Here is a 14,208-nt window from a genome sequence, read left to right on the forward strand (position 1 = left end):
CCGCCCGCCCGCGGTCGCGCCCCGAGCCCCGCAACCGGTCACCGGCCGCGCGGCCATCCCGTACGCCGGCGGGAGATCCGCTGCCTGCGCCCGGACGGCAGGGGCGGGGCCAGTGCGAAGACCACGGTGATGTGCGCGCCGCCGAGCGGGCCGCGGGCGATGCGCACCGTGCCGCCGGTGACGGCCGCGGCCCTGCGGGCGATGTCGAGGCCGAGGCCCGACGAGCCGGTGCTGCTCCCGCGCGAGAGGGCCCGGTCCGGATCGGGGATGCCGGGTCCGGCGTCCTCCACGACCAGTTCCACGGCCTGGGCGGTGCGCACGACGCGGACGCCGAACGCGGTGCCGGACGGGGTGTGGCGGAAGACGTTGCCGATGAGCGCGTCGACCACGGCCGCGATGTCGTCGTCCGGGAGGCTGACGGCCGAGGGCTCCTGGGTGAGTTCGAGGTCGCAGGGCCTGCTCTGCTGCTCCGCCAGGACGGCCCAGAAGGCGGTCCGGCGGCGGACGACGTCGGCCGCCTCGCAGCGGGCTCCGGACGGCCCCGCTCCGGTGCCGTGGTGGCCCGGGCCCGGGTCGGTGTCCGTACCGCGCAGGCCCGCGCCCATGGGTCCCACGGCGAGCGGGGTGCGTGCCGCGGCGATGATGGCCTGGAGTTCCGTCTCCAGTGCTCCCACGGCCGCCTCGACCCTGGCCGATTCCGGTGAGCCGGCCATCCGCTCCGATGCGAGGTGCAGGGCGGTCAGCGGGGTGCGCAGCCGGTGGGACAGGTCGGCGACCAGTTCGCGTTCGACGGCGAGCAGTTCGGTCATCCGGTGGGCCATCGCGTTGAACGCGAGGCCCGCGTCGCGCAGTTCCCGGGGGCCCATGGGATCCACGCGGGCGTCCAGGTTGCCTTCGCCCAGCGCGTGGGAGGCGTGCGCGAGCCTCCTGGAGGACCGGACCACCTTCGCCCCGAGGCGGTCGGCGACCAGTACGGAACCGCCGATCAGGCCGACGGCGAGGAGGGTCATGACCGCCCAGGACGCCTTGACCCCGCGGGTCAGTTCCGCCTCGGGGACGAAGTTCTCGATGACGGCGACCCGGTCGCCGGGCAGCACCACCGGCTGGAGGCAGATCCAGCCGCTGGGTATCTCCTGGGAGATGGACTCCCGTCCGCGCTGGGCCCGTTCGAGCAGGGCGGACGGCGCCCGGGAGCTGCCGAGGGCGGGGGCGTCCGGCAGGTGGACGACCAGGTACTCGGCGGCGTCCAGGCCGGCGGCGGACTCCCGCAGGGCGGACGGGTCCGTGGTGAGCGTCAGTACGGGGGCCAGGGCGGCGGCCCGCTGCTCGGCCGCGGTGACGCTCTGCTCCTTGACCAGCGACATCACCAGTGCGGCCAGCGGTATGAGGAAGGAGAGGGCGACCATGGAGGTCACGGCGAGCGCCACTCCGGCCAGTGAGCGTCTCAACGCGGGGCCACCAGTTTGATGCCGACACCGCGGACCGTCAGCAGGTAGCGGGGGGCCGCCGCGCGTTCGCCGAGCTTGCGGCGCAGCGACGACAGGTGCACGTCGACGGTCTGGTCGTCCACGTACGGCTCGCGCCACACCTCGGTCAGCAGCCGCCGTTTGGAGACGACCTGGCCGCTGTGGTGGGCGAGGAAGGCCAGCAGGTCGAACTCGCGGCGGGTGAGGTGGAGCTCGCGGCCGGCCAGGTACGCGGTGCGCGCGCCGGGGTCGACGGCCAGCTCGCCCACGGTGGTGGCGCGCAGGGGTTCCGCGGCCGGTGCGGGCCGCGCCGGCCGGCCGCCCTGCGGGGCGTGGGCGGTGTGGGCCGGGGGGAGGTGGCTGGTGCGCCGGAGGACGGCGGAGAGGCGGGCGATGAGCTGTCCCCCGGAGAACGGCTTGACCAGGTAGTCGTCGGCGCCCGCGTTCAGGAGCTTGATGATCTCGGTCTCGTCGTCGCGGGCGGTGGCCACCAGGACCGGGACGGAGGATATGCCGCGGATCATGCGCAGTGCGTCTCCTCCGTCCAGATCGGGCAGCCCCAGGTCCAGGACCACCGCGTCGACGGGCACCTGGGTGACCTCGCGCAGGGCGCCGAACCCGTCGGCCGCGCTGCGTACGGCGTACCCGTGCTCCGCCAGGACCTCGATGAGTGACTGGCGGATGCTGGGGTCGTCTTCAACGACCAGGACGCTGGGCATGGCCACACCTTAGGTGAACGCCCGTTCCTACGGCCGGGGGGTGGCGAAGGCGAGGCCTTCGCCGGTGACGCGCAGGTGCACCGGGCGGTCGGATACCGGGATGGTGCAGCCTTCCCGGGTGCTGCAGCTGGCGTAGCCGAGCAGTACCGTCGCGTCCCCGTCGCCGTCGGCCCGGATGGGCAGCGTGGTGGTGACGGGGCCGTCGGGGTAGACGGGGACGGGGGCCTTGACGCCGGGCACGCTGATCGTCTGCACCTCCGCGCCGGCCGTCAGCTTCCCGGCCGCCCGCAGGACCCCGGTGACGCCGACGGCGGTCGGCCGGCCCACGCCCTCGATCCCGGTGGCGGGCAGGTCGGTGCTGTAGAGGTGGAACCCCTGCTCCTCAGGGGTGAAGACGGCGGTCAGGGTGCCCTGGGGGGCGCGCCAGTCGGACACCGACAGCGTGACGGTGACCCCGTTCTCGGTGAAGCTCGTCGTGGGCGGGGCCCCGCCGCTCCCGGCGGGCTGTGCGCCGCATGCCGCGAGGGTGGCCAGGGAGAGGAAGGCGGCGGCCGCGGCGAGGCCGGCCCGGGCCGCGGCGGCGGACCGCGGGATGCGACGGCTCACGGTGCCCACTTGCGCAGGAAGGAGTTGATGCCGTCCGAGGTCAGGGCCGGGTTGCCCGTGGCGTGGGTGTCGGTGCGGACCGTACCGGAGGGGGTGACGACGACGAGGACGGGCATCTTGTAACTCCCGCCCGAGGGGCTGTACTTGCGCAGGAGAGCGGAGTTGGCGGAGCTGTCGCCGCCGATGTCGACCTTGACCAGGTGGTAGGAGGCCCCGAGGATCGCCGTCGTCTGCGGCTGGGCGAAGACCTTGTCGGCCGCCTTGCAGTTGCCGCACCAGTTGGCGCCGAAGTCGAGCAGCACCATCCGTCCGTCGGCCTTGGCCGCGCGCAGGGCCGCGTCGATCTGCTTCTGCGCGTCGGCGGAACTGTCGTAGCCGGGCCCGGGGACACGGGCCGGTGCGGGCGCGGCGGAGGTGCGGGCCGGCTTGGGGGCGGCCGAGGTGCCGCGCGTACGGGAGGGGGCCGGGGTGGAGCCGGTCGTGGCGGCGGCGGACGCCGACGGCGAGGCCGAGGAGGCGGCGGTCGGGGAGGCCTCGGCGGACGCGGACGGGGAGGCGGACTCCGCTCCGGCGGGGAGGGTCTGCGACGACTGCCCGACCGCGGAGGGCGAAGAAGCCCCGGCGGACTGGGACGACGAGGGCCCGCAGGCCGCGGTCAGCCCGACGGCGACCACGGCCGCGGCGGCCAGCGGCAGCCGCACCCCCAGGAGCGGGGCGGAGCGGGGCTGCGTCGTGCGGCGGCCCGCGCGGACGGGTCGGAGTATGCGAGAAGTCATGGCGAGGACACCCCAGGGCACGGTTCGGACTGCGGGAACGGCGAATGCGTCCCGGCTCGGGGAGCACGAATGCCTCCCGGCTCGGGGAGCATAGGACCGCCCGGGGCGGCACGGACCGGGTGCGCGTGATCTTGAGGATCCCCTAAGGAAGCGCTCACCTTCCGCTGCGCCGGCACTCAGGCGGCGAGCACCCGCGAAGGCCCGAAACCGGCAAAGGGGATCAGGGGGTTGAGTGGTGCTGGTCGCCCCAAATGGGTCGGCGCCGCGGCTCAGAAGGACGTCTCGCGGACGGTGGCCTTCGCCACCGGTTCGATCGTCGCCGTGATGACCGAGCGGTGGTCCGCGCCGGAGAACGTGACCGTCAGGGTGTCGTCGGCGGTCTGGGAGGTGGTGGCCTTGAATCCGCGGCCGGGGATCGCGGAGATCAGGCACACGCCGCGGCTCCCGTACCGCACGGTGACCTTGCCGCCCTGCGAGGGGACGGTGTGCAGGCCGGGTCCGCCCTGCTCGCAGTCGACGGCGGGCTTGGGCGCGGTGGTGCGGGGGGCTCCCGTCGAGGTCTTGGCGGGCGTGGGCGTGGAGGCCGAGGGGGACGGCCGCTCGGTGGCGGTGGGCGAGCCGGTGGGGGAAGCGGTCGGGGGCTGCGGGCTCGGGGACTGGCCGTCGCCCGCCTGCCACGCCGGCGGGGATTCGAAGACCATCGGGGCGGACCGGGCCACGGGCGGCGTATGCCTGGTCGAACCGACCACGAACTGGACCGTGACGAGCACGGCGGTCACGCTGGCGGCCGTGCACGACAGCCATATGAGCAGGTAGCGCGGAATTCGGGGCACGGGCCCATAGTGGCCGACGCGCCGGGCCGCCCGTCACCACCTCCCCCGAACGGCGCGGACGCGGCAGCGGCCCGGGTCCGGGCGGTGCGGACGACGACGTCCCCCTGCCCGGATGCGGGCAGGGGGACGCGTGTGGGGGGTGTGGAGTGGTGCGTGTGGTGCGTGTGGGGGGTGTGGGGGTTACCGGGGTTCCGGGGGTTCCGGGGGTACCGGGTTTACCTCGGGGTGCCGAAGTTCTGTGTCCACCAAGGGCCGCCGTCGCCCTTGTGCACGCCGATGCCGATCTCCTTGAAGGCGCAGTTGAGGATGTTGGCCTTGTGGCCGGGGCTGTTCATCCACGCCTTCATGACCGCGTCGGCGTCCGCCTGGCCGCGGGCTATGTTCTCGCCCAGCCGGGACCACCCGTATCCGGCGGCCTCCACACGGCTGGTCATGGTGGACCCGTCGGGACCGGTGTGCGACATCACGCCGCTGCGGGCCATGGTGTCGCTGTACGCCCGTGCCGCGGCCGTCAGCTTCGCGTTCGCGGCGAGGGGGCCGCAACCGGCCGCCGAACGCTCCTTGTTGACCAGGGCCAGCACCGCGGACTCGGAGTCGCTGGAGGCACCTCCGCCGGAGGAACCGCCGGAGCCGCCCGACCCGCCCGACCCGCCGGTGGGCGCGGCGGGCGTACGCGACGGCTTGCGGGTCTGGGGCGCCGCCGGCGCGGCCGGGCTGCTCTCCTCCGCCTCGGTCTTCGTGGGGGCGGCGGGCTCCGAGGTCTCGGCGCCGGGGGTTCCGGGCGGGGTCGCACCCGGCCCGGAGGCGGCGTCGGCGGTGACCGTGGGCAGGGCGGCCGACGGGCTGGCCGTCGCCTCCGCGCCACCGGAGCCCGCCGCGGCGGACTTCGCCGTCCCGGACCCGGGGCCGGCGCCGCCTCCGGCCCGCTGGTCCGTGCCCGCTCCGCCGTCGGAGTCGGCCACCGCGACCCCGACCGCCACCGCCGCGGCGGCCGCGGTGAGGGACAGCACGATGCGCGTGCGCACCGTCTTCTTCCGCCGCGCCTCGACGCGGGACGGGGATCCGGGAGTTCGGCTGCGGCTCATGCCGGTAGCACCTCGCAGGGAGAGGGGAGGACGGTCGGACCGAGCCTAGGCCGGTGACCAGGGACAAAAGCCTCCCGGAGGCGTTCTTCAAGTTCCCTTAAGGAAGCCCGCAGGGTGGGCGCAGGTCCGTCTGCGCCTCCGTGCGGAGGTACGGGTTCACGTGGTGCGGGCAGGGGATCGGCCACGTCGCCGTCACTGCCCAACTCTGGAGCACGGCCCCGCCGCTGGACGAGGACCGGTGGCAGGACGTCGCCGAGGTACCGGTCCCCTGGGACTCCGCGTTCATCGACTTCGCCACGACCGGCACGCCCCGGCCGGAAGTCCCGTGCTGTGGAAGGCGACCAGCCGGCGACCAGCCGGGCCGCCGGGCGGTGGGGCACGGCCTGAGCGGTACGGCGGCACTCCCGCGGCCTCGGGAACGGCCTCGCTTGACTGGTGCGCGACGCGACCGGTAGGGAGAGGCTGTTCATTGCGCGAGGTGTGAAACGGGGGACCCATGAAGCCGCTCGAAACGGGCGATCCCACGTCGGTCGGCGAGGGCCGCTACCGGCTGGTGGGGAGGCTCGGCCAGGGGGGCATGGGTGTGGTCTACCTGGGCCGCTCCCAGTCCGGGCGTGCGGTGGCCGTCAAGGTGGTACGGCCGGAGCTGAGCACCGAGCCCGGGTTCAGGCGCCGGTTCGCCGACGAGGTGGCGGCCGCGCGGCGGGTCGGCGGCTTCCACACCGCGCCGGTCGTCGACGCCGACCCGGACGGCGATCCGGCCTGGCTGGTCACGGCCTTCGTGCCCGGTCCCACCCTGCAGGCGGTGCTGGCGCGCGTCGGATCGCTGCCCCTGGACACGCTGACCGTCCTGGCGGCCGGCCTGGCCGAGGCGCTGGAGGCGATCCACCGGGCCGGGGTCATCCACCGCGACCTCAAGCCCGCGAACATCATCGTCGCGGAGGACGGGCCGCGCGTGATCGACTTCGGCATCGCGCGCGCTCTGGACGGAACGGCCCTGACGCAGACGGGGCTGCAGATCGGCACGCCGGGATTCCTGGCACCGGAGCAGCTGACCAGCGGCACGGTGACCCCTGCGGTCGACATGTTCGCGCTGGGGGTGGTGCTCGCCCAGGCGGCGGGCGGCTCTCCGTTCGGCGACGGCCCGTCGGCGGCCAGGCACTACAAGGTGGTCCACGAGGAGCCGGACCTGACCGCCGTTCCGGACGAACTCCGGGCGGCCGTCGCTGCCTGCCTGTCCAAGGACCCGCGGGACCGGCCCACCCCGACGGCCTTCCTGGGCGGCCTGACCGTCCGCCACCCGGCGGGCGACAACTGGCTCCCGGACGCGGCGACCCAACTGCTCCCCCGCCCGGAACCGTCCGCCGAAGCCACCGCCTCTGACGCCCCGCAGGACGCACCGGCCCCACAGCCCTCCGCCCCCGGCGGGACACCGGATCCCGCTCCCCTCGGCCCCGGACTCACGGCACCGGGAACAACACCGTCAAGCCCACCGACCGAAGCAAAGCCGCACACGACCCCGGAGCCCGCCCGCCCCAACGCCACGGCACCCGACCCCCAGTCCGGGACGCCCCACCCCGACGCCACGGCACCCGACGCCCGGCCAGAGGTCTCACGGCCCGGTGGCGCGGGGCCCCGTACGGCTCCGGAGACCACCGACCCCGGCGCCACCGCACCCGACGCCCGGCCCGAAACCCTCCCGCCCGGCGACACGGACCCCCGTACCGCTCCGGAGACCGCCCGCCCCGACGCCACCGCACCCGACGCCCGGCCCGAAACCCTCCCGTTCGGCGGCACGGACCCCCGTACCGCTCCGGAGACCACCCGGCCCAACGCCACGGCACCCGACGCCCGGCCGGAGGTCTCACGGCCCGGTGGCGCCGGGCCTCGTGCCGAGCAGCCGTCGGCCGTGACGGGGGCCTCGGGGGCGGATTCGGCCGTGCCCGTGGACGGGCGGCGGCGGGCGGTGGTGGCGGCCGTGCTCGTGGTCGCTCTCGTGGCCGGCGGCCTGCTGGTGTGGCGGCCCTGGGACGGCGGCGGCTCGGACGATGCCAAGCCCGACGCCGTCGCCCCCACCGGTTACGGGTCCGGGTCCGCCTCCGCCGCCGCCGCGTTCCCCGCCGAGGACATGCTGATCCGGCAGGACACGGCCCCCGGCTGGCCGGGGACCTGTCACGGTGTCATCGCCCGCCGGGACGCCTCGTCGGCCGCTCCCGTACGCCTCCTCGCGGGCGGCGCGTGCGATGTCCTGCCCCAGTGGTCCCCCGACCGGAAGTCCTTCGCGTTCACCCGCACCAAGCTCGACGGCTCATCCGTCTGGACCGCCGAGGCGGACGGTGCGAACCCGCGGCGGGTCGCCGCCATCGCCGGCGGGCGGGTGTCCTGGTCGCCGGACGGCGCCCGGCTGGCCGTCCTGCGCAAGAAGGACGGCGTACAGCAGCTGTTCGTCGTCGACATCGCCGACGGCTCCGCGCGCCAGCTCACCTCGGGCACGAGCCCGGTCGAGGATCCCGCGTGGTCCCCGGACGGCAAGCACATCGCGGTCAGCATCGAGACGCGGCCCGAGAACTGGCAGATCCACCTCGTCGACCCCGCCGCTCCCCACCGGGCCCCGCAGCAGGTGACCCGGCTGTCCCATCCGGCGCTCGACCCGGTGTGGTCACCCGACGGCACGACCTTCGCGTACACGGCCGGCACCTACGGGAAGGACCGCCAGGGCGATATCCGCCTGGTGGCCGCCGACGGCACCGGCGACCGTGATCTGGTGGCCACCGACGCCCACGAGATGGACCCGGCCTGGTCCGCCGACGGCGCGTGGGTGGCCTTCGTCCGGGGCCCGTACGAGAAGCCCGTGATCTGGGCCGTGCGCACGGACGGGACCGGCGAGCGGGCGCTCACCACCGGCACCGCCGCCGAAGGCCACCCCTCCTGGCGCTGAGTCCCCGCCGGCCCCGTGGCGGTGCCCGGCCCCCTCGATGCCCAGGGGGCCGGGCACCGCCCGCGGGTCAGGAGACGGTGACGAACTTGGCGATGCTCGGCACCCCCTGGGCATCGAGGGCGAAGAGCATGTACGTCCCCGGCAGGACCACGCCGGTGTCGGCGGGTACGGACACCGTGTACGTACCGGTTCCGGTGGCCGTGGCCGTGGCCGTGAGGGGGACCCGCCGCTGGTCGTTGTCGGTGGAGTGGGTCGCGGCCGCGGCCCGCATCAGGACGAAGGACGCGACCGGGGCCTCGGTGCTCACGGTGAGCGAGCTGCCGGGGGCCGTCCGGGGAGGCACGCCTCCGGTGATGACGGGGCGCGGTTTCGGCGATCCGTCCGCGTTGAGCAGGTAGGGCGGTGTGAAGACGGATCCGTCGGGGTGGTTGGTCGCGCAGTCGCCGCACAGGCCTCCGCCGCCGGAGAAGATCCGGCCGTCCGGCAGGAGGTTGGCCACGCTGTGGTAGTTGCGCGGGATGGCCATGGTGGCGAGCGGGGTGAAGGTGCCGGTGGCCGGGTCCCACAGTTCGGGGGTCAGTACGGAGGTGGCGTCGCTGAACGGCACGGGGTAGGCCTGTCCGCCGAAGACGGCCACCTTGCCGTCGGGCAGGACGACGCTGTTGCCGAAGGCGCGGGCGTGTTCCATGTCCCCCGTGCGGGCGGCCTGGACCTGGCTGCCGGAGATGCCGACGGTGTAGGCGCGCCGGGTGGCCGGGCTCTTCTCGTAGGCGGGCGAGCCGCCCAGGGTGAGCAGTTTGCCGATGTCGTAGGCGACGGCGTTGCCGGTCATGGCGTCCTGGCTGTCGGCCCGGGTGCCGGCGGGGGTGGTGCTGCCCTGGCCGGTGGTCGAGATCCAGTTCATCTGCTTGCTCGGGCCCAGGTGCAGCACCTTGCCGCCCGAAGTGGCGTGCAGCCACATGTGGTTGTCGGCGCGGTAGGGTCCGGCCGGGTCGGCGGTCAGGGCTGGGGTGGCCGAGACGCCGGGCAGGCTCCGCCAGGTGCGGGTGTCCGGGGACCAGACCTCACCGGCCTTGTCGCCCGCGGCTCCGCTCCAGGAGCCGCCCAGGACGAAGGCCTCGCCGGTGGAGAGGAGGGTCATGGCCTGGTAGCCGCGGGCGATGTTCATGCTGGTGGTGGCGGACCACTCGTCGGTGGCGGGGTCGTAGACGCTCGCCTTCTCGGCGTTGCTCCCTCCGGTGACCAGGACGCGGCCGTCGGCCAGCATGGCGATGCCGGGGCAGAACATGTCGTGGCCGGTGTTGTCGATGCGGCGCTGGGTGACCTTGCCGGTCTTCAGGTCGAGGATCGCGGTCTGGGTGTAGCCGTTGCTGCCGCCGAAGCGGTCGACCGCGTACGCCGACCAGGCCAGCAGTTTGTCGCCGGGCAGGGCGGCGGTGGCCACGGGCACCAGGGGGAAGCCGATGATCCGGTCCCAGGAGCCGTGGACGGCGGGGCTGGCGGGTCCGCTCAGGCGTATCTCGCCGGCCGAGGTCCACGGGCCGCGGCCGCCGGCCTCGGTGGTCACGGTCAGGCGTATGAAGCGGGTGTTCTCGGTGCGGGTGAAGGTGGCGGTCTTGACGGTGTCGTCGTCCCGCCAGGTGCCCGCGGCGACGGGTGCTCCGAAGGCCGTGCCGTCGGCGCTGGTGGTGACGGTGTACGCGCCGGCCCGGCCGTTGGCCCCGTCGGCCCGGGGGTGGTAGACCAGCGCGGAGACCGCGGTCGTGCGCCGCGTGTCGATGGTGATGCTGTGCGGCAGCGGGGCCGGGGTGCCGGTCCACTTGCTGTGCCAGACGGTGGCGGTGTTGCCGTCGAGCACATTGGCCGCCCGGCCGTTCTCGCCGGTGGTCTCCTCGTCGCTCGCGGTGGCGGTCCAGCCGGTCCGGGACAGGTCGACGGTGGCCGCGGGGGTGCCGGGGTCGCCGAGCAGGTTGATCTCGGCGGCGGAGGACCAGGGGCCGCGGCCGCCCGCCTCGGTGAGGGCGGTCAGCCGGACGAAGCGGGCTCCCTGCGGGGCGAACCCGAGGGTCTTGGCGCCGGCGTCGTCGGCGAGCGTGCCGGTGGCGACCGGGCTCCCCCAGTTCTGGCCGTCCGTGCTGACGCTGATGCCGTACTCGCCGACGCGCCCGTTGGGGCCGTTGGTGCGGGGCTGGTAGACGAGTGCGGAGACGACGGCCGTGCGCCGCATGTCGATGGTGATGCTGTGCGGCAGCGGGGCCGGGGTGCCGGTCCACTTGCTGTGCCACAGGGTGGCGGTGTTGCCGTCGAGTACGTTGGCCGCCCGGCCGTTCTCGCCGGTGGTCTCCTCGTCGCTCGCGGTGGCGGTCCAGCCGGTCCGGTCAAGGAGCGGAGCCGTGGGTTCCATCGCGTTCGCCGGGGCTATGCCGTGGTGCGGTGACTGCACGGCCGTCTGCTGGTCGAGGGGTACGGGGGCGGGCCGGGGCGCCGGGGCCCGGCCGGCGGCCGCCGGGCCCGCGACCCCGAGCCACGGCGTCAGGCCTATCAGCAGCGAGCCGAGGCCGAAGGCTATGAGCAGGTGGGAACGGCGTAACAGGCGTGGGAAGGCGAAACGGCGCCTGGACTGCAATCTGACCTCCTGGGGCGAATGGGCGTGCTCCAGGAACATAGGTCAGCGAAACGGCAACTCGCCGCACATAAAGGATAGTTGGCGGGAAGCGGCGATTCGGCCGAAGCCCCGGCGCCCGCCCCGGTGAAACCGGTCAGGATTGGAGAAGCGCCGTCCGCCGAAGCCTCGTAGCGTCGTGGGCATGGACATCAAGCTCTCTCAGTGCTTCATCGCAGTCGACGACCACGACAAGGCGCTCGCCTTCTACCGCGACGCCCTCGGCCTCGAGGTGCGGGGCGACGTCGGATACGAGGGCATGCGCTGGGTGACCGTCGGGTCGCCCGCGCAGCCGGACGTGGAGATCGTCCTCGAACCGCCGCTCGCCGACCCCAACGCCTCCGCGGCCGACCGGCAGGCCATGGCGGACCTGCTGGCCAAGGGCATGCTGCGCGGGGTGATCTTCTCCACCGACGACTGCGACGCCACCTTCGAAAAGATCCGGGCCGCCGGCGGCGACGTGCTGCAGGAACCGATCGACCAGCACTACGGGGTGCGCGACTGCGCCTTCCGCGACCCGTCCGGCAACATGATCCGCTTCGCCCAGCCCCGCGAGCGGTAGCCGACGCCCGTCACGTCGTTGCCATGATCGAGCCGACGAAGTAGAACCAGACGTACTGCTCGATCCCGGCCGGATCGAGCCAGGCGACACCGAAGGGGGCCGCGCGAGCGGCCCCCGCCCGACAGATGGAGACACGATGAGCAAGGTCACGAGGTCGGACACGCAGTCGCCTGCACCGCACGATGCCGACAGCCACGACCGGATCCGCGTACACGGAGCGCGCGAGAACAACCTCAAGGACGTCAGCATCGAGATCCCGAAGCGCCGGCTGACGGTGTTCACCGGCGTATCGGGCTCGGGCAAGAGCTCGCTCGTGTTCGACACGATCGCCGCGGAGTCCCAGCGGCTGATCAACGAGACCTACAGCGCCTTCGTACAGGGCTTCATGCCGAACCTGGCCCGGCCCGAGGTCGACGTGCTCGACGGACTGACGACCGTGATCAGCGTCGACCAGCAGCGGATGGGCGCCGACCCGCGCTCCACCGTCGGCACCGCCACCGACGCCAACGCGATGCTGCGCATCCTCTTCAGCCGGCTCGGCAAGCCCCACATCGGCCCGCCCAGCGCGTACTCCTTCAACACGGCCTCGGTCCGGGCGAGCGGTGCGATCACCGTCGAGAAGGGCAACAAGAAGGCCGTCAGGGCGACCTACGAGCGCACCGGCGGCATGTGCACGCACTGCGAGGGCCGGGGCAAGGTCTCCGACATCGACCTCACCCAGCTCTACGACGACTCCAAGTCGCTCGCCGAAGGCGCGTTCACCATCCCCGGCTGGAAGTCGGACAGCCAGTGGACGGTGGGCCTCTACGCCCAGTCCGGCTTCCTGGACCCGCACAAGCCGATCCGCAGGTTCACCAAACAGGAGATGCAGGACTTCCTGTACGGAGAGCCGACCAAGGTGAAGGTCAACGGCATCAACCTCACCTACGAGGGGCTGATCCCCAAGATCCAGAAATCCTTCCTGTCCAAGGACAAGGAGGCGATGCAGCCGCACATCAGGGCGTTCGTGGAGCGGGCCGTCACCTTCACCACCTGTCCCGAGTGCGACGGCACCCGGCTCAGCGAGGGCGCCCGCGCCTCGAAGATCAAGAAGCTCAGCATCGCCGACGCCTGCGCGATGGAGATCCGCGACCTCGCCGAATGGGTCCGCGGCCTGAAGGAGCCGTCGGTGGCGCCGCTGCTCGCGGCGCTCCGGCAGACCCTCGACTCGTTCGTGGAGATCGGCCTCGGCTACCTGTCGCTGGAGCGGCCCGCCGGCACGCTGTCGGGGGGTGAGGCGCAGCGCGTCAAGATGATCCGCCACCTCGGCTCCCCGCTGACCGACATCACCTACGTCTTCGACGAGCCCACCATCGGCCTGCACCCGCACGACATCCAGCGGATGAACGACCTGCTGCTGCGGCTGCGGAACAAGGGCAACACGGTGCTCGTGGTGGAGCACAAGCCGGAGACGATCGCGATCGCCGACCACGTCGTCGACCTCGGCCCGGGCGCCGGGACGGCGGGCGGCTCCGTCTGCTTCCAGGGCACCGTCGAGGGGCTGCGGGCCAGCGGGACCACGACCGGCCGCCACTACGACGACCGGTCCTCGCTCAAGGAGACCGTGCGCGAGCCCAACGGCACGCTGGAGATCCGCGGGGCGGCGGCCAACAACCTGCGCGATGTGGACGTCGACATCCCGCTCGGGGTGCTGACCGTCATCACCGGGGTCGCGGGCTCCGGCAAGAGCTCGCTCGTGCACGGTTCGATGCCCGCGGGCGAGGGCGTGGTGTCGATCGACCAGAGCCCGATCCGCGGCTCCCGGCGCAGCAACCCGGCGACCTACACCGGGCTCCTCGACCCGATCCGCAAGGCGTTCGCCAAGGTCAACGGGGTGAAGCCGGCGCTGTTCAGCGCCAACTCCGAGGGCGCCTGCCCGACCTGCAACGGCGCCGGCGTCATCTACACCGACCTGGCGATCATGCAGAGCGTGGCCACCACCTGCGAGGACTGCGAGGGGAAGCGGTTCGACGCCTCGGTCCTGGAGTACCGGCTCGGGGGCCGCGACATCAGCGAGGTGCTCGCGATGTCGGTGACCGAGGCCGAGGAGTTCTTCGGTGCGGGCGAGGCGCACACGCCGGCCGCCCACAAGATCCTCGACCGGCTCGCCGACGTGGGCCTCGGCTACCTCAGCCTCGGCCAGCCGCTCACCACGCTGTCCGGCGGCGAGCGGCAGCGCCTCAAGCTGGCCACCCACATGTCGGAGAAGGGCGGGGTCTACGTCCTCGACGAGCCGACGACCGGTCTGCACCTCGCCGACGTCGAGCACCTCCTCGGCCTGCTGGACCGGCTCGTGGACTCCGGCAAGTCCGTCATCGTCATCGAGCACCACCAGGCGGTCATGGCGCACGCCGACTGGATCATCGACCTCGGGCCGGGCGCCGGCCACGACGGCGGCCTGATCGTCTTCGAGGGCACCCCCGCCGACCTGGTCGCCGGCCGCCCCACCCTCACCGGCGAGCACTTGGCGGCCTACGTCGGCGCCTGACGGGCTGCTCACGGACCCGGCGGCTCGGCTGCTC

10 protein-coding genes are annotated in these 14,208 nt (G+C 73.5%); 3 read left to right on the forward strand and 7 right to left on the reverse strand.

The window, feature by feature from the left end:
- Window positions 1–38 precede the first annotated feature (38 nt).
- From ACFWP3_RS09185 to ACFWP3_RS09210, 6 genes are all read right to left on the reverse strand, one after another.
- Complete coding sequence (locus ACFWP3_RS09185) at window positions 39–1,448, reverse strand: ATP-binding protein (RefSeq protein ID WP_384217920.1); 1,410 nt, start codon at window positions 1,446–1,448, stop codon at window positions 39–41.
- On the reverse strand, window positions 1,445–2,185 hold the full coding sequence (locus tag ACFWP3_RS09190; RefSeq protein WP_384217921.1) for a response regulator transcription factor: 741 nt from the start codon (window positions 2,183–2,185) through the stop codon (window positions 1,445–1,447). The genes ACFWP3_RS09185 and ACFWP3_RS09190 overlap by 4 nt, the downstream gene beginning before the upstream one ends.
- A gap of 27 nt (window positions 2,186–2,212) precedes the next feature.
- A complete protein-coding gene (locus ACFWP3_RS09195) occupies window positions 2,213–2,791 on the reverse strand; it encodes a hypothetical protein (protein WP_384217924.1) in 579 nt (192 codons plus the stop codon).
- Window positions 2,788–3,567: a thioredoxin family protein gene (locus ACFWP3_RS09200; protein WP_384217926.1), complete on the reverse strand. Its 780-nt coding sequence runs from the start codon at window positions 3,565–3,567 to the stop codon at window positions 2,788–2,790. The genes ACFWP3_RS09195 and ACFWP3_RS09200 overlap by 4 nt, the downstream gene beginning before the upstream one ends.
- Window positions 3,568–3,836: 269 nt before the next feature.
- A complete protein-coding gene (locus ACFWP3_RS09205; protein ID WP_384217928.1) occupies window positions 3,837–4,400 on the reverse strand; it encodes a hypothetical protein in 564 nt (187 codons plus the stop codon).
- A gap of 215 nt (window positions 4,401–4,615) precedes the next feature.
- On the reverse strand, window positions 4,616–5,485 hold the full coding sequence (locus ACFWP3_RS09210) for a CAP domain-containing protein (RefSeq protein ID WP_384217930.1): 870 nt from the start codon (window positions 5,483–5,485) through the stop codon (window positions 4,616–4,618).
- A gap of 496 nt (window positions 5,486–5,981) precedes the next feature.
- Between ACFWP3_RS09210 and ACFWP3_RS09215 the strand changes: the two genes are divergently transcribed.
- The gene (locus ACFWP3_RS09215; RefSeq protein ID WP_384217932.1) at window positions 5,982–8,423 is read left to right on the forward strand and encodes a protein kinase; all 2,442 of its coding nucleotides are present in this window, start codon (window positions 5,982–5,984) and stop codon (window positions 8,421–8,423) included.
- Window positions 8,424–8,490: 67 nt separating this feature from the next.
- On the opposite strand, the gene ACFWP3_RS09220 is transcribed toward ACFWP3_RS09215, so the two are convergent.
- Entirely contained in the window at window positions 8,491–11,049 is a 2,559-nt protein-coding gene (locus tag ACFWP3_RS09220; protein ID WP_384217934.1) for a discoidin domain-containing protein, read from the reverse strand.
- Window positions 11,050–11,230: 181 nt separating this feature from the next.
- On the opposite strand from ACFWP3_RS09220, the gene ACFWP3_RS09225 reads away from it, so the two are divergent.
- Both ACFWP3_RS09225 and ACFWP3_RS09230 read left to right on the forward strand, forming a co-directional pair.
- Entirely contained in the window at window positions 11,231–11,647 is a 417-nt protein-coding gene (locus tag ACFWP3_RS09225; RefSeq protein ID WP_384217937.1) for a VOC family protein, read from the forward strand.
- Window positions 11,648–11,783: 136 nt separating this feature from the next.
- Window positions 11,784–14,174: an ATP-binding cassette domain-containing protein gene (locus ACFWP3_RS09230; protein WP_384217939.1), complete on the forward strand. Its 2,391-nt coding sequence runs from the start codon at window positions 11,784–11,786 to the stop codon at window positions 14,172–14,174.
- The last annotated feature ends 34 nt before the right edge of the window (window positions 14,175–14,208 follow it).

This window comes from Streptomyces sp. NPDC058525 (assembly GCF_042719495.1).
Classification (GTDB): domain Bacteria; phylum Actinomycetota; class Actinomycetes; order Streptomycetales; family Streptomycetaceae; genus Streptomyces.

Coding starts and splice junctions, on each gene's coding strand:
- ACFWP3_RS09190 (WP_384217921.1), bottom strand. CDS start 2,185: ATGCCCAGCGTCCTGGTCGTTGAAGACGACCCCAGCATCCGCCAGTCA.
- ACFWP3_RS09200 (WP_384217926.1), bottom strand. CDS start 3,567: ATGACTTCTCGCATACTCCGACCCGTCCGCGCGGGCCGCCGCACGACG.
- ACFWP3_RS09210 (WP_384217930.1), bottom strand. CDS start 5,485: ATGAGCCGCAGCCGAACTCCCGGATCCCCGTCCCGCGTCGAGGCGCGG.
- ACFWP3_RS09215 (WP_384217932.1), top strand. CDS start 5,982: ATGAAGCCGCTCGAAACGGGCGATCCCACGTCGGTCGGCGAGGGCCGC.
- ACFWP3_RS09225 (WP_384217937.1), top strand. CDS start 11,231: ATGGACATCAAGCTCTCTCAGTGCTTCATCGCAGTCGACGACCACGAC.
- ACFWP3_RS09230 (WP_384217939.1), top strand. CDS start 11,784: ATGAGCAAGGTCACGAGGTCGGACACGCAGTCGCCTGCACCGCACGAT.